We start from the raw sequence: 15282 nt of genomic DNA, 5'->3' as shown, positions 1-15282 counted from the left end.
TCGCAGGAGAGAGAAGGTTCTTCTGTACCTATTTTTTTTCGTGCTAATTAAACCGGTTTAATCACTAGTTTATCAACATTTTCTTCCTTTTCAACGAACACTTCATGAAGCTTTAGGAGGTGAGTATTGACAGTCTAGATGAGTGAGTGGGTTGTCAGAATGAAAGTCAGTTTAAGGGGTGGTGGTTTGTTTGAAGCCGGTTCGTATTTATAGTTCAATAGATAACCGAAAAACAGAAAAACAATGTTCCCAGTTGATCATGGGGACAGCTGCTTTATACCCTGACAATATGGAGCATGTTTGTGAAATCCTTGATGCTTATTTAGAAGTTGGGGGGAACACATTAGATACTGCACACCAATATGAAGGTAGTGAAGAAGCGGTTGGTAAATGGCTAGAAAAAAGCAATAAAAGAGATCAGGTTCAACTTTTGACAAAGGGAGCTCATCCGGATGACGGAGAGCCTGGCCAGAGAGTGAAACCAGATTCAATCAAAAAGGACTTGTATGATAGTTTAGAGAGACTAAAAACAGATTACGTTGATTTCTATGCGTTGCACCGTGATGACCCTGAGGTGGAAGTTGGCCCCATTATGGAAGCATTAAATGAACATATCGATGCAAGGCGTATTCATACCATCGGCGTTTCAAATTGGACGAATGACCGGATACTAGAGGCGAATAACTATGCTTATGCTAATGGATTAGTAGGATTCTCTTTTAGTAGTCCGAATTTAAGTCTAGCAAAATGTAATCAACCAAGGTGGGCAGGATGTATCTCATTAGATTACAAGGCTATTGAATGGTACGATTCGAATCAATTACCTGTATTTTCATGGTCTTCACAAGCGGGGGGGTTTTTCTCAGGTAGGTTCACCCCAGAAGATCGTTCAAATAAAGAGATGGTTAGAGTATATTATAGTCCTGAAAATTGGGAGCGTTTTCATAGGGCTACAATATTAGCGGAAGAAAAAGAGGTAACTCCGATTCAAATTGCCTTAGCTTATGTTGTGAATCAGTCATTTCCCACTGCTGCTATTATAGGTCCAGAAACAAAACAAGAACTAGTCTCTTCAGTAGAAGGAGCGAATATTATTTTATCGAAAAATGAAATGAAATGGCTTGATTTATTAAAAGATAAAAGGTAAGGAGAAATGACTATGGCAATGAAGTTCGCAGCTCAGTTATACACCCTTCGTAATGAATTGAAAGAGGACTTTCCGAGTGTTTTAAGAGAATTGAAGAACCGGGGATGGGAAGCCGTTCAAATTGATGGTTTATTCGGATATAAAGCAGGGCAAATTGCGGAAGTACTCGAAGAAACTGGGCTTAAAACGGCGGGTATGCATATTGGCCTGGATAGAATGAAAAATGATTTAGACAATGTAATAAAAGAAGCATTATTATTTGGTTCAAAAGATATATTTTGTCACTACATGGAAGAACCTATGCAAAACATTGAAGGGTATAAACAAGCAAAATCAGAATTGCTTGAAACAGCACAAAAGTTGGCCCCCCTAGGTTTCAGAGTAGGATATCATAATCATGATTTTGAATTTAAAACAATGGTTGATGGGAAAAACGCTTTAGAATACGTATTGGAGCCCACTGGGAACCAGTTTATTTACCCTGAGATTGACACCTATTGGATTAAAAAAGCGGAGCATGATCCACTTAAGTTCATAAAGAAATATACAGGAAGAACGCCGTATTTACATTTGAAGGATATGACAACGGATGGCCGAGAATTTTTTGCTGAAATCGGTACAGGTTCAATAGACTTTGAGGCTATACTTTCCTGGGGGAAACAAAACGGAGTTGAATGGTATGTAGTAGAACAAGATGAATGCAAGGGGAGCCCATTAGATAGTTTGAGTGTAAGCTTAGAAAATTTAAAAACGATAGAAGGAAAGCTAAGCTAAAGGATCTCAAATTGGTCCACACTCCATTTTCTAAATAGTCCAAATATTATTGACAATTTACTGAATATATAGTAAATTCAAAAAGCGAACGCTTTCATTAAACCGGTTTAATTGATCTAGTTTGAATCATGACTTACTATTACAATCTATTTTTTTTCGACTAATTTAAACCGGTTTAACTCATCAAAAATGGGTAAGAAAGCAAAACAAAAAAGGAGGGTACGTTTAATGAAAAAGTTTTTCTTTCTGTCTTTTGTTTTAGCTTTTAGTTTGGTATTGTTCACAGCTTGTTCGGATGCGGATGAAACTAGCCAAGCGAACAACGGGGATGATGATCCAGATCAAAGTGAAGATCAAGGCCAAGATTCTGATGGAGCAGATCGTGACTTAGCTTCAGAAGGATTACCAGAATTCAATGAGGAGATTGCTAACTTGGATGACACAACAATTGAAGTATGGTTAGCAGCAGATTACGTTGATGAAGCCCCTGTCGTTGATGCCATTGAGGAGTTTATGGAAGTGTACCCAAACATTACAGTCGAGACAGCAGGTCATACATGGCAAGATATGCAAAACCAAGTTCGCTTAGCTGTGAATGGCGGAGCTGCACCTGACTTAGCACACCATCATGCTTTTGCGATGGGAAGTCAAGGGTTAGCTGAACCGGTAGATGACCTATGGGAAGAATGGGGAGCAGAAGATGAGTTCTTACCTGGTGCAGTGGATAACGTGACTTGGGAAGGAACAAAGTACGGTGTACCTATCGATATTAATACAACCTTCTACCTTTATAACACTGAGATGTTTGAGGAAAAAGGACTTGAACCACCGACAACGTTAGAAGAACTGACAGAAGTATCAAAAGCGGTTTCTGAAGGGGAAGACGGACTAGCTGGTTTTGTTCCTTCAGCTAGTGGCTGGGGGTTACATGGCTTTATTGTAGCGTCCGGTGGAGATGTGCTAACAGAGGTAGAGGGACAATTTCAACCCGACTTAAATAACGATACCGTTAAAGAAGTTGTCAAAGCGTATACGGAGTTAGCGACAGTCCATGATGTAGCTCCAATTCCACCAGCTCAGGCGAGACAATCAGATCACCCGGTAGCGATGTTTGGAAATGAACGTGCTGCTGCTATTGTTTCGGGTCCATTTGATATTTCCAGAATTGAAAATGAATTCCCGGAAATGTACGACAAGGTTGGTACGGCACCGATTCCTGGATCTGATCGAGGTTCAGTAGCTGGTGGAGGGAGTATGTTCGTACCAAGAGGCTCAGAAAATAAAGAAATTTCCTTTGAGCTAATGAAGTGGATCATTTCTGATAAGTATGGAATTAGAATGGCTGCTGAAATGGGAAGACACCCAGTAAAAGAGCATTTATATGAAGATGAGCTTTATGCTGATCCGCTATTGGAACCATTTGTGGAGACGTTACCTTATGCTGAACAATTCTATCTAGAAGCATTCCCTGAAGCAAATGATGCTCATGGTCAGGCATTCAGAAATGTATTCGACGGTGATGATGTCGAAGAGGCATTTAATGAAGCACAAAGGTTAGCAGAAGAAGCATTTGAAAGAGAAAATCAATAACGACTAAAGATATTAACTAGGCAGGGTATACCTACGGGGTAGTGTACCCTGCTCTATCATTAGGAGTGACATAAATGATACCAAAGCAGAATAGTTCAGTGGCTACTGCAAAACACTCTCCCTTACCTACTAAAGTAAAAAAGAAAAACAGATGGAAAGACTACCTTGGCTCATATATGTTCGTTTTTCCCGCAGTATCTTTATTGTTTACATTTTCATTTGTACCGATTATTTACCTTGTATATCTTAGTTTTCATCGTTACCGATTACCTGATTCCCCCACCTTTATAGGTCTGGATAATTATTCTAGGTTAATGTCGGACGGCGTGTTTTGGAAAAGTATCGGGAATACGATGATTTATACATTTGGTTCCATGTTTCTTGGGTTGTTTGCTGCTTTGTGTATAGCTGTTTTATTAAACAGAGCTTTTCATGGCAGACGCTTTTATAAAGTGTTTTACTTCTTACCAGCCGTAACCTCGGATGTTATTTCAGCTATGATTTTCTTATGGATCTTTGATCACAATTTAGGGATTATGAATTACTTTTTAACAACGATTGGAATTGCTCAGCCAACAAATTGGTTGCTAGATCCGTTTTGGGCTATGGTGATTCTAATATTTGTAGGTTCATGGCGCGGGGCGTCTTATAACATTCCTATCTTTCTTGCCGGTCTTGAAGGAGTTCCAAAATCATATTACGAGGCAGCTGAAATTGACGGTGCAAATGGATGGCATAAGTTCTGGAAGATTACCATCCCTTCGATTATGCCTATTTCAGTATACTGTATGGTCATGTCAATCATTGGTTCTTTCCAAGTCGTTGCGATTGTGGACGTATTAACGGATGGAGGACCTCGAAACAGTACATTAGTAGCGATTAAATACGTGTGGCAACAATCGTTTGAGTTTAACTATGTTGGCTATGGCGCAACCCTATCACTATTTATATTCCCGTTCTTATTCTTAGTGACTTGGTTAAACTTAAAGCTTTCCTCTAGGAGTGAGTAAACATGGCGAAAAAGAAGAGAATAAATAAAATTATTATTTATACTTTAGCAACAATTGTTTTAATTGGGTTTGTAGGGCCCTATTTATGGATGTTAGCTACTTCATTAAAAAGCCAAGGGGATGTAATGGCATGGCCGCCAAAGATTATACCTACAGAGCTTCATTGGGAAAACTATGCAAGAATTTGGCAAGGAACAATATTACCGACTGCCTTTATGAATAGTGTTATTGTGGCAACCATTGCTACAGCTATGAATGTGTTTTTTGCTTCTTTAGCAGCTTTCGCATTTGCGAGGTTAGAATTTCCGGGAAGAAATGGTTTGTTTCTTGGAGTTTTAGCAACGATGATGGTGCCAGCTGGCTTAATGGTTGTTCCATTGTTTGCAATGATCCGCAATATTCCATTTACAGGGCCTTCAGGTTGGTTAGACAGCTATGCGGGTCTCATTATTCCTACTGCTATCACAGGATTTGCGATATTTTTATTAAGGCAATACTTTCTATCTATACCGAAAGATTTGGATGATCAAGCGGCGATTGATGGTTGTACAAAATTTCAAGTCTATTGGAGAATTATTTTGCCGCTAAGTAAACCTGCTTTAGGATTAGTAGCCATTTTTACGTTCTTAGGGAACTGGAATGAATATTTATGGCATTTAACCGTTGCTAGATCAGAGCAAATGTATACAATTCAAATTGCTTTGGCTAGATTTCAAACCGAACATAACATTGAATGGTCTTTAATTATGGCAGGGGCTACAACAGCAGCGGTGCCTATGATGATCCTTTATTTCACATTACAACCACTATTTGAAAAAGGCTTAGGTGGTATAGGGAGTGGGATGAAAGACTGATGAATAAACCGATATTAACCTCAGATAAGATAACGCTGACACTGAAAGAAAGCATATCAGAAGAAAGACAAGGAGAATATATCACACTTCACTTTGATGTTCCAGAAGCTATTGAAGAAATTAATGTTCGTTTAATCGTGAAAAATGAAAAGGGAAATACTATTGATTTAGGCCTTGAAGGACCTTCTGGGATGAAGGGTTGGAGCGGTGGTGCTAGGAGAAGCATTTTTGTTAGGGAAGACAGAGCTACTCCAGGCTATTTAATTGAAGAAATTGATCCTGGAAAATGGGGAGTCGTGTTGAACGCGTATAAGGTAAAAGGAGTATGCAACGTAGAAGTGAAGGTTGATATGCAACCCGAAGCCCCTCGGTGGATAAAAGGAGATTTGCATATGCATTCAAATCATAGTGACTCTCCCTATTCATTATCAGAAGTGATAGTGAATGCCAAAGAAGCCGGCCTGGAGTATATTGCTTTAACAGATCATAATACGTTTAGTCAAAATGAGGCGTTCGAACCTCAAGAAGATTTAGTCATTATCCCTGCAGTAGAGTTGACGACAAATCGAGGTCATAGTAATTTTTACGGAGTGAAAAAACCGTTTAATGATTTCAGATGTCAATCAATGGCTGATGTGAAACATGTCATTGCGGAAGGTGAAGCAAATGGTGCACTGATTTCTGTTAATCACCCTCACTGCGATCATTGCTGGTGGGAATGGGGGCTTGAAGAGTTTGAATTTGATTATGTTGAGGTATGGAACGGCCCTTGGCGAGAGAGAAATTTGCGGACATTGCATTGGTGGCAGAGTCAGCTAGGGTTAGGAAAACGGATGATTGCTTTAGGTGGTAGTGATAAGCATGGTCCTGATGAATGGATTAAATACGGTGGTCCGACAACTTTTATAAAAGCCTCTAAACATAGCCCCGAAGGAATTTTGGGAGCAATAAAGGAGGGTAGAGCATGCATAGCCTCCTCTCCAGAAGGACCATTAATAGATTTGGAGATAAATGGTCATAGGATGGGAGAAACCTTGCTGGTTTCAGAAGAGTCCAGCTATCTTGATTTGCATGTTACCATTGAAAGCTTTAATGGCGGGAGAATGAAAGTATATTCATCAGATGGCTTATCATTTGAACGTACCTTAAATCAAGGTAATCATCGGTTAACATTTCAGGTTAAACCCTCTAACAGTTTTTACCGAATAGAATTATGGGGGGAAGATAAACAGTTACAAGACTTTACTCCTCAAGCGATAAGCAATCCGATATTTTTAAAGACAACAGGGGCTGATAGCAATGGCTAAAATTGATGATGTTGCCAAAAGAGCCAACGTCTCAAAAGGGACTGTTTCTAACGTATTTAGTCAGAAACGCCCTATCAGTGAAAAGGTTAAAAAGAGAGTGTTGGAAGCAGCAAAAGATTTAAAATATACACCGAACCATATTGCTCGTAGTTTAGTCACAAAGAAAACAATGACCATTTCGCTTAACATTCCGTATTCTAAAAACTTATCATTAAGTACGTTTCACACGAATTTAATTAATGGCGTCATTACGGAAGCATCGTTACAAAATTATCGGATATTAATTGATACGTTATCCCAAGACCAACTTGAACTCCCCTATATTTCAAGAGACGCAATGGACGGGGTTATTCTATTAGATCCACGTGCTGATGATAATCGTATGGAATACCTCACTCATTTTGATATCCCATTTGTGGTCATTGGTCAGCCACCTGAAGAATATTTAGGTAAAGCTCCTTATGTAGATAATAATAATGTTGAAATTGCTAAAGAAATAACAACTTACCTTTTGAAAAAAGGGCATGAAAGAATCCTTTATTTAAATGCTCCCACCCTTATGACGGTTTCAAAGGTAAGGGAAAAAGGTTATCTTAAAGCTTTTCATGATTTAAATATATCCACAAATTCATCAAAAATCATTTTCAAAGATACCTTAAAAGGAGACCCAAGTGTATATGGATACGAAAAGGTAATGGAATGTTTCCGAAACGAAAAGGAGAGGTTCACAGCTATTATCGTAGATACGGATAAAGTAGCTTTGGGTGCGATACGAGCATTAAAAGAATTGGACCTAAAAGTCCCTGATGACGTTTCAATCGTGGCACTAAGTGATGACTTAGTTCTTTCTCATGAACTAGACCCGCCATTGTCAACTGTTGATATGCACGCAACAAAGTTAGGGTATGAATCGGTCCGTATGTTATTTGCTCAAATAGGAATTGGTGAGCATGAAAGGTCTAAATCAAAGATTGTAAAAGCTCGTTTTAATGTTCGGGGTTCATGTGAAATAGCTAAAGGATCTAAGAGGACACTGGGTAGTGATTTTATCAAAATAGAATAGCTGAAGTGTGCATGAAAATAGGATTGAGAGATTAATTAAACAAAGAGGGAATCGAAATGAAATTAAATGTTGGAATTATTGGAGCAGGGAGAATTGGTAAGCTGCATGCGGAAAATCTGCTATCATTTCAAGATGTTCATGTCAAAGCCATTTCCGACTTATATATTGAGCCCATTAAGGATTGGGTGAGAAGCAAGGGAATCCCTAAGGTGTCAACAAATTATAGAGAAATCCTTAATGATGAAATGATAGATGCTGTTTTAGTTTGTGCCCCAACGATAGTGCATGCTGAAATTATTTATGAAGCAATAGAAGCCGGAAAGCACATTTTTTGTGAAAAGCCAATTACTTTTGATATTAACGAGACATATAAGATTCATAGTGTTGTAGAAGCATCAAATATAAAATTTCAAGTTGGCTTTAATAGACGTTTTGATCCGCACTTCAGTCAAGTTGAAAATGGGGTGAGAACTGGAGAGGTCGGTAATGCTCACATCATAAAGATAACTTCCCGTGATCCTGAGGCTCCACCGCCTGAGTATATTAAATCCTCTGGTGGTTTGTTCATGGATATGACGATTCATGATTTCGATATGGCAAGGTTTTTAAGTGGCTCTGACGTTGAAGAAGTCTTTGCCACGGGTACTAACTTAGTTGATCCCGTATTTAAAGAATTCAATGACATCGACACGGCAATTATTACCCTCAAGTTTGCTAATGGAGCCATTGGTGTCATTGATAATAGTAGAGAAGCGATTTATGGTTATGATCAAAGAATTGAAGTATTCGGTTCAAAAGGATGCCTTCAAGCAGATAATGATTTAACCTCCACTGTTAAGAAGTTAGGTAAAAATGGCACTCTTCAAGATAATCCAAAACATTTCTTTTTAGAAAGATATCAAAAAGCATACATTTGTGAATTACGTGCATTTTTTGATTCGATCAAACATGATACAAAGACGTTATGTACGATAAACGATGGTTTAGAAGCTGAGCGAATGGCAAATGCCGCGAAGAAGTCATTGGAAATGGGAACTCCGGTAAAGCTTTAAGCAAATAAAAGGAGGAAAGCAAATGACTAACTTACTAATTAAACCACACGGTCGCAAGGAAGACGGGAATATTATTGAGGTCACTCCTGAATCAGCTGGGTGGGAATACGTTGGATTTGAAGTTTACTCCTTAAAAAAGGGAGAAGAGCTTACTCGTAAAACAAACGATAAGGAAGCGTGTCTTGTTTTATTAAGTGGGAAGGCTGATGTACATACCTCGGAAAAAACTTTTCCGAATATTGGGGAAAGAATGAGTATATTCGAAGGTGTACCCCCCTATTCAGTTTATGTACCCAATCATGATCAATATGAAGTTAAAGCATTAACAGATGTGGAGTTGGCGGTATGTTTGGCTCCAGGGATAGGGACATACGAAGCTCGTTTGATACCACCTGCAAAAGTAGGGGTTGAAGATCGTGGACACGGAAAGATGGAAAGAAAGGTTCATAACATTCTTCCCGAGCAGGAGCTGGCAGATAGTTTATTAGTAGTTGAGGTATTTACCCCAGAAGGAAATACTTCAAGTTACCCTCCTCATAAGCATGATCAAAATAATTTAGATGAAGAGTCATATTTAGAGGAAACCTATTATCATGAAATTAATCCAAGTAGTGGATTTGTTTTCCAACGCGTATATAATGATGATCGCACTTTAGATGAGCCAATGGCTGTTGAACATCGAAATGTTGTACTAGTTCCAGAAGGGTATCATCCGGTTTCTGCCATTCCAGGTTATCGTTCGTATTATTTAAATGTAATGGCAGGACCTGTTCGAACATGGAAGTTTCGCAATGATCCAGATCATGAATGGCTATTTGAAAATGTGATGAAAAAATAACTCTCTTAATCTATTTTAAGGAGGTAATCGACATGAATGGAATTTCTTTTTCAGAAAACCGGTCTCTTGATGTCATTGGATTAGGACGGATATGCGTTGATTTAAATGCTAATGAAACGTTAAGGCCTATGGAAGAAACCAAAACGTTTACAAAATATGTGGGAGGTTCTCCAGCAAACATTGCAATAGGCACCTCCCGTCTTGGGCTTAAAACAGGATTTATCGGTAAAGTTTCAGACGATCAGATGGGGCGTTTTATCACAACCTATTTAGAAGATAATCAGATCAATACAGAAAGTATTGCTACAGATACAAGCGGTGCTGTGACTGGACTTGCTTTTACAGAAATTAAAAGTCCAGAAGATTGTAGTATTTTAATGTATAGAGATAATGTCGCAGATTTAAATTTAAATACATCTGAAGTATCAGAACAATATATCATGAGTTCAAAGTCTCTATTAATTTCAGGGACAGCACTAGCAAAAAGCCCCTCAAGGGAAGCTGTATTTTTAGCATTAGAATATGCAAGAAAACATGATGTCGTTGTATTTTTTGATTTAGACTATCGCCCCTACACTTGGCAATCAGAGGCTGAGACGGCTGTTTATTATAACTTAGCAGCAGAAAAATGTGATGTCATTATTGGAACGCGTGAAGAATTCGACATGATGGAAAAGCTATTAAAATTTGAACATGCGGATGATAGAGTAACGGCCGAAAAGTGGTTTTCTTATAACGCGAAAATCGTTGTCATTAAACATGGTGCTGGAGGATCGATTGCGTACTCAAATGAAGGTGAGAGTTACCAAGGATGTACTTTTAAAACGAAGGTGTTAAAAACATTTGGTGCTGGTGACTCCTATGCTTCTGCTTTCATGTATGGGTTAATGGAGGGGTATGCCATTCCAGCAGCTATGAGATTAGGCAGTGCTTCTGCTTCCATCGTTATCTCTAAGCATAGTTGTTCGGATGCGATGCCTACTATTGAAGAAATTGAAAAGTTTTTAGAAACAGCTGAAGAAATAAACTAACCCTTTAAACACAAACGGTGATAATTCAACAGAAAAAGGAGAGTTGAAATATGAATCAAATTATTCAAAAAGAACTTAAAAATTATGTAAACGGAGAATGGGTAGATTCCTCTTCTTTGAGAATAGAACCTGTATATAACCCTGCAACAGGAGAGGTTATCGCTGAGGTACCATTATCAACGCTGGAGGAATTAGATAAAGCCGTGGAAGTGGCTGCAGAGGCATTTGAAACATGGTCAGAAGTAGCTGTTCCAAGACGGGCTCGAATTTTATTTAAATATCAGCAATTATTAGTTGAACATTGGGATGAATTAGCAAAATTACTTACGATTGAAAACGGCAAAAGCTACAATGAAGCTTACGGAGAAGTACAAAGAGGAATAGAGTGTGTTGAATTTGCTGCAGGTGCCCCTACGCTAATGATGGGCAAACAATTACCTGATATTGCAACTGATATTGAATCAGGGATGTACCGCTACCCGATTGGTGTCATCGGCGGAATTACTCCGTTTAACTTTCCAATGATGGTTCCTTGCTGGATGTTCCCACTAGCGATTGCATGTGGAAATACCTTTGTACTTAAACCATCCGAGAGAACGCCTATTTTAGCCAACCGACTAGCTGAATTATTTGCGGAAGCCGGTTTACCTAAAGGTGTTTTGAATATTGTGCATGGTGCTCATGATGTGGTTAATGGACTTCTTGACCATAAGCAAGTTAAAGCCATTTCGTTTGTAGGCTCTCAGCCTGTTGCAGAGTATGTATATAAACGAGGAACAGAGAATTTAAAGCGAGTTCAAGCATTAGCTGGTGCAAAAAATCATTCGATCGTGCTTCATGATGCTGACCTTGACAATGCAGCAACTCAAATTTTTGGTGCGGCATTTGGTTCAGCAGGTGAACGTTGTATGGCGGCTTCCGTTGTGACGGTTGAGGAAGATGTAGCAGATGCGTTAATTAAAAAGCTACGTGAGAAATCGGATAACATCAAAATCGGAAATGGCCTGGATGAAGATGTTTTCCTAGGTCCTGTTATTAGAAAAGAACATAAAGAACGTACGATAAATTACATTGAAAGCGGTGTTCAAGAAGGAGCTCGTCTTGTTCGTGACGGAAGGGAAGATAAGGCTGTAAATGACAAAGGTTATTTTGTGGGACCAACGATTTTTGATGAGGTAACGAAAGAGATGAAGGTTTGGAAAGATGAAATATTTGCTCCTGTACTATCGATTATTCGTGTGAAAGATTTAGATGAAGCCATTGATACTGCCAATCACTCGAATTTTGCAAACGGCGCTTGTATTTACACAAAGGACGGGGCAAGTGTGCGCAAGTTCCGTGACAAAATGGATTCCGGTATGTTAGGTGTAAACATCGGTGTACCAGCTCCAATGGCATTTTTCCCATTTTCAGGATGGAAAGACTCTTTCTATGGTGACTTGCATGCAAATGGAACAGACGGAGTAGAGTTCTATACACGAAAGAAAATGATTACTACACGTTGGTAACTGATAAATAACTAGAGACGCCTTCCATAGCGTCTCTCTAACGAATGGATGAGGATCACTATTTTTGTAAATATCCTTAATTGAAAGGTGGCTATCTACTATGCGGACAATGAGAATGACAACGGCGCAAGCTTTAGTTAAATTTTTAAATTACCAATATATTGATTCTGATGGTGTTGAACAAAAGTTTGTTGACGGAATTTTCACGATTTTTGGCCATGGAAATGTCCTCGGGTTAGGTCAAGCTCTAGAAGAAGATCCTGGGGATTTAAAGGTGTATCAAGGGAGAAATGAACAAGGAATGGCCCATGCGGCAATGGCCTTTGCGAAACAAAAACACCGTAAGCAGATCATGGCATGTACATCATCAGTTGGGCCTGGTTCTGCGAATATGGTGACAGCAGCAGCAACTGCAACTGCCAATCAGGTTCCGGTTTTATTATTACCAGGAGATGTTTTTGCTTCAAGACAACCTGACCCTGTTCTTCAACAAATTGAACAAACGCATGATTTAACAATCTCCACTAATGATTCGTTTAAGGCTGTGAGTAAGTATTGGGATTGCATTAGCCGTCCAGAACAGTTAATGTCTGCATTAATTAATGCAATGAGAGTACTGACTAATCAAGCGGATACAGGAGCGGTGACGATTTGCTTGCCACAAGATGTTCAAGGGGAAGCCTGGGATTTCCCGGAAGTTTTCTTTAAAAAGAGGGTACATAAGATTGAACGGAGGACCCCTTCTATTGAGGCAGTGAAAGAAGCTTGTGACCTTATAAAGCAGAAGAAAAAACCAGTCATCATTAGTGGTGGTGGCGTGCGTTATTCTGGAGCTGCGGGTGCTTTGAAGGAATTTACGGAAACGCTTCATATTCCATTTACGGAAACACAGGCTGGTAAAAGTGCGATAGAGAGTCATCATCCTTTTAATCTTGGTGGCGTTGGGGTGACAGGAAATTTAGCTGCTAACCAAATAGCTAAAGATGCCGATCTTGTTATCGGAATTGGTACGAGATTTACAGACTTTACTACAGCTTCAAAACAACTATTTCAAAATGAAAACGTTGAATTTTTAACGATTAATGTGTCTGAATTTGATGCAGAGAAATTAGATGCGAGAAAAATTGTTGCGGATGCAAAACTTACATTAAAAGCATTGGAAAAGGAACTGAATGAAGTCTCATATAAATCAGAATATGGAACTAAAATCAATGAAATAAAGGAAGAGTGGGAAAAAGAACTTGCTCGTTTACATGACATTGAATATAAAGAGGATAACTTCTCTCCTGAAGTGTCAGGCCACCTAGATAAGCAGCTCGTTCAATATAAGGATGCTCTCCACTCTTCCCTGACACAAACGCAAGTAATAGGGGAAATAAACCATTCCATTGACGATGATGCCATTATTGTAGGAGCCGCCGGAAGCCTTCCTGGTGACTTACAAAGAACGTGGGTCTCAAAGCAGCCAAATACCTATCACATGGAGTATGGATATTCTTGCATGGGCTATGAAATTTCTGGCGCACTAGGTACGAAGTTAGCTAAGCCTGATAAAGAGGTATATGCAATGGTCGGGGATGGAAGTTATTTAATGCTTCACTCTGAATTAGTAACGAGTTTACAAGAGAGACGAAAAATAAATGTTGTTTTGTTTGATAATGCGGGTTTTGGGTGCATTAATAATTTGCAAATGGGAAATGGGATGGGCAGTTTCAACACTGAATTCCGCTCCCGAAATGAAGAGACTGGGAAGCTTGATGGAGAGATTATGACCATCGATTTTGCACAAAGTGCTTCTGGATATGGTGTTAAAACCTATAAAGTGACAACGATCGAAGAGTTAAGAAATGCGATTGCAGATGCGAAAAAACAAACGATTTCAACCCTTATAGATATTAAGGTCTTACCTAAAACCATGACGGATGGGTATGAATCCTGGTGGCATGTGGGCGTTGCGGAAGTATCAGAAAAATCTGCGATTCAGAAGGCATTTAAAGAAAAAGAAGTAAATCTTCAAAAAGCGAGGCGCTATTAGAGGATGCACAAAAAAGGTAGTTATTGACCTTTAGGGACAAACTCGGAGCAATGAGCGTAGCCATAGCTAGTTGATTAATAAACCACTTTTTGACCTTTTTGAGTCAGCCTTTTATAAAGAATGGAGTGGCCTGGGATGTTTTCAAGTAAAAAGATTAAACTTGGCATTGCCCCTATTGCATGGACAAATGATGATATGCCCGAATTAGGAGCAAGTGTCACTTTTGAACAATGCATTAGCGAAATGGCATTAGCAGGGTATTCGGGAAGTGAGATTGGGAATAAATATCCACGCAATGTTGATGCGTTAAAGAAGGCATTGTCACTAAGAAACCTGGAGATTGTGAGTGCGTGGTTCAGTTCATATTTGACTACTCAGCCCTTTAAAAAAACAGAAGAATTATTCATTGAACATCGTGATTTTCTATATGAAATGGGAGCAAAGGTCATTGTCGTTTCGGAACAAGGACGAAGTATTCAAGGGGTGATGGATACACCGTTATTTAAAGAAAAACCTCATTTTTCCGACGAAGAATGGAGGCGTCTCGCAGATGGCTTAAACGCTTTAGGTAGATTAGCTAAAGAAAAAGGCATGGATGTTGTTTACCACCATCATATGGGCACTGGAGTCCAGACTACTGTAGAAATTGATAAATTATTAGCCTTAACAGATCCAGGTTTAATCTCTCTATTATTTGATACAGGTCATCTTGTCTTTTCTGGAGAAGATCCATTACAGATTTTAGATAAGCATATGTCACGGATTAAACATGTACATTTAAAAGATATTCGACAAACGGTAGCTGATCAAGTAAGGAACAAAGAGTATAGCTTTTTAGAGGCTGTGAAATTAGGCGCTTTTACCGTACCTGGTGATGGTGATATTCAATTTGATGAAATATTTGCCCGATTGTCCGAAAGTGGTTACGAGGGCTGGTTTATCGTTGAAGCTGAGCAAGATCCAAATGAAGCAGACCCGTTGGAGTATGCATTGAAAGCAAGAAGGTTCATCAAAGAAAAAACAAATTTGTAAACATTTTTTACTATATCACCCTCATGTACTCTGGGGTTGAG

The 15282-nt window shown here is 39.0% G+C and carries 13 protein-coding genes; all 13 read left to right on the top strand.

What is annotated here, in order from left to right; genetic code table 11:
- Window positions 1–190: 190 nt before the first annotated feature.
- The 13 genes from CDZ94_RS11725 (at window position 191) to iolE (ending at window position 15241) form a co-directional block, all read left to right on the top strand.
- A complete protein-coding gene (locus CDZ94_RS11725) occupies window positions 191–1147 on the top strand; it encodes an aldo/keto reductase (protein WP_232735688.1) in 957 nt (318 codons plus the stop codon).
- A 12-nt stretch (window positions 1148–1159) separates the two neighbouring features.
- On the top strand, window positions 1160–1921 hold the full coding sequence (locus CDZ94_RS11720; protein ID WP_096437242.1) for a sugar phosphate isomerase/epimerase family protein: 762 nt from the start codon (window positions 1160–1162) through the stop codon (window positions 1919–1921).
- Between the two features lie 228 nt (window positions 1922–2149).
- Window positions 2150–3511, top strand: a complete 1362-nt coding sequence (locus tag CDZ94_RS11715) for an ABC transporter substrate-binding protein (protein WP_157812103.1) — start codon at window positions 2150–2152, stop codon at window positions 3509–3511.
- A gap of 74 nt (window positions 3512–3585) precedes the next feature.
- The gene (locus CDZ94_RS11710; RefSeq protein ID WP_096437238.1) at window positions 3586–4521 is read left to right on the top strand and encodes a carbohydrate ABC transporter permease; all 936 of its coding nucleotides are present in this window, start codon (window positions 3586–3588) and stop codon (window positions 4519–4521) included.
- A gap of 2 nt (window positions 4522–4523) precedes the next feature.
- Entirely contained in the window at window positions 4524–5375 is an 852-nt protein-coding gene (locus tag CDZ94_RS11705; RefSeq protein WP_096437236.1) for a carbohydrate ABC transporter permease, read from the top strand.
- Complete coding sequence (locus CDZ94_RS11700; RefSeq protein ID WP_096437234.1) at window positions 5375–6682, top strand: CehA/McbA family metallohydrolase; 1308 nt, start codon at window positions 5375–5377, stop codon at window positions 6680–6682. The genes CDZ94_RS11705 and CDZ94_RS11700 overlap by 1 nt, the downstream gene beginning before the upstream one ends.
- Window positions 6675–7745, top strand: a complete 1071-nt coding sequence (locus CDZ94_RS11695; protein ID WP_096437232.1) for a LacI family DNA-binding transcriptional regulator — start codon at window positions 6675–6677, stop codon at window positions 7743–7745. The genes CDZ94_RS11700 and CDZ94_RS11695 overlap by 8 nt, the downstream gene beginning before the upstream one ends.
- 56 nt (window positions 7746–7801) lie before the next feature.
- Complete coding sequence (gene iolG, locus CDZ94_RS11690; RefSeq protein WP_096437230.1) at window positions 7802–8797, top strand: inositol 2-dehydrogenase; 996 nt, start codon at window positions 7802–7804, stop codon at window positions 8795–8797.
- A gap of 22 nt (window positions 8798–8819) precedes the next feature.
- Entirely contained in the window at window positions 8820–9635 is an 816-nt protein-coding gene (gene iolB / locus CDZ94_RS11685; protein WP_096437228.1) for a 5-deoxy-glucuronate isomerase, read from the top strand.
- Window positions 9636–9667: 32 nt separating this feature from the next.
- Window positions 9668–10666: a 5-dehydro-2-deoxygluconokinase gene (gene iolC / locus CDZ94_RS11680; RefSeq protein ID WP_096437226.1), complete on the top strand. Its 999-nt coding sequence runs from the start codon at window positions 9668–9670 to the stop codon at window positions 10664–10666.
- A gap of 50 nt (window positions 10667–10716) precedes the next feature.
- A complete protein-coding gene (locus tag CDZ94_RS11675) occupies window positions 10717–12174 on the top strand; it encodes a CoA-acylating methylmalonate-semialdehyde dehydrogenase (RefSeq protein ID WP_096437224.1) in 1458 nt (485 codons plus the stop codon).
- Between the two features lie 100 nt (window positions 12175–12274).
- Window positions 12275–14209 carry a 3D-(3,5/4)-trihydroxycyclohexane-1,2-dione acylhydrolase (decyclizing) gene (iolD, locus tag CDZ94_RS11670; protein ID WP_096437222.1) on the top strand — a complete coding sequence of 645 codons (1935 nt, stop codon included), beginning with the start codon at window positions 12275–12277 and terminating at the stop codon, window positions 14207–14209.
- A 135-nt stretch (window positions 14210–14344) separates the two neighbouring features.
- The gene (iolE, locus tag CDZ94_RS11665; RefSeq protein ID WP_096437220.1) at window positions 14345–15241 is read left to right on the top strand and encodes a myo-inosose-2 dehydratase; all 897 of its coding nucleotides are present in this window, start codon (window positions 14345–14347) and stop codon (window positions 15239–15241) included.
- The last annotated feature ends 41 nt before the right edge of the window (window positions 15242–15282 follow it).

Source organism: Alteribacter populi, assembly GCF_002352765.1.
Lineage (GTDB): Bacteria > Bacillota > Bacilli > Bacillales > Salisediminibacteriaceae > Alteribacter > Alteribacter populi.
The sequence above is the reverse complement of the archived record's forward strand: the minus strand, read 5'-3'. Positions and strand labels throughout refer to the sequence as shown.

Excerpts from the sequence above, each read along its gene's own strand:
- CDZ94_RS11700 (WP_096437234.1), top strand. The coding sequence starts at position 5,375 with ATGAATAAACCGATATTAACCTCAGATAAGATAACGCTGACACTGAAA.
- CDZ94_RS11720 (WP_096437242.1), top strand. The coding sequence starts at position 1,160 with ATGGCAATGAAGTTCGCAGCTCAGTTATACACCCTTCGTAATGAATTG.
- CDZ94_RS11705 (WP_096437236.1), top strand. The coding sequence starts at position 4,524 with ATGGCGAAAAAGAAGAGAATAAATAAAATTATTATTTATACTTTAGCA.
- iolD (WP_096437222.1), top strand. The coding sequence starts at position 12,275 with ATGCGGACAATGAGAATGACAACGGCGCAAGCTTTAGTTAAATTTTTA.
- CDZ94_RS11715 (WP_157812103.1), top strand. The coding sequence starts at position 2,150 with ATGAAAAAGTTTTTCTTTCTGTCTTTTGTTTTAGCTTTTAGTTTGGTA.
- iolE (WP_096437220.1), top strand. The coding sequence starts at position 14,345 with ATGTTTTCAAGTAAAAAGATTAAACTTGGCATTGCCCCTATTGCATGG.
- iolC (WP_096437226.1), top strand. The coding sequence starts at position 9,668 with ATGAATGGAATTTCTTTTTCAGAAAACCGGTCTCTTGATGTCATTGGA.
- CDZ94_RS11675 (WP_096437224.1), top strand. The coding sequence starts at position 10,717 with ATGAATCAAATTATTCAAAAAGAACTTAAAAATTATGTAAACGGAGAA.
- iolB (WP_096437228.1), top strand. The coding sequence starts at position 8,820 with ATGACTAACTTACTAATTAAACCACACGGTCGCAAGGAAGACGGGAAT.
- iolG (WP_096437230.1), top strand. The coding sequence starts at position 7,802 with ATGAAATTAAATGTTGGAATTATTGGAGCAGGGAGAATTGGTAAGCTG.
- CDZ94_RS11710 (WP_096437238.1), top strand. The coding sequence starts at position 3,586 with ATGATACCAAAGCAGAATAGTTCAGTGGCTACTGCAAAACACTCTCCC.
- CDZ94_RS11695 (WP_096437232.1), top strand. The coding sequence starts at position 6,675 with ATGGCTAAAATTGATGATGTTGCCAAAAGAGCCAACGTCTCAAAAGGG.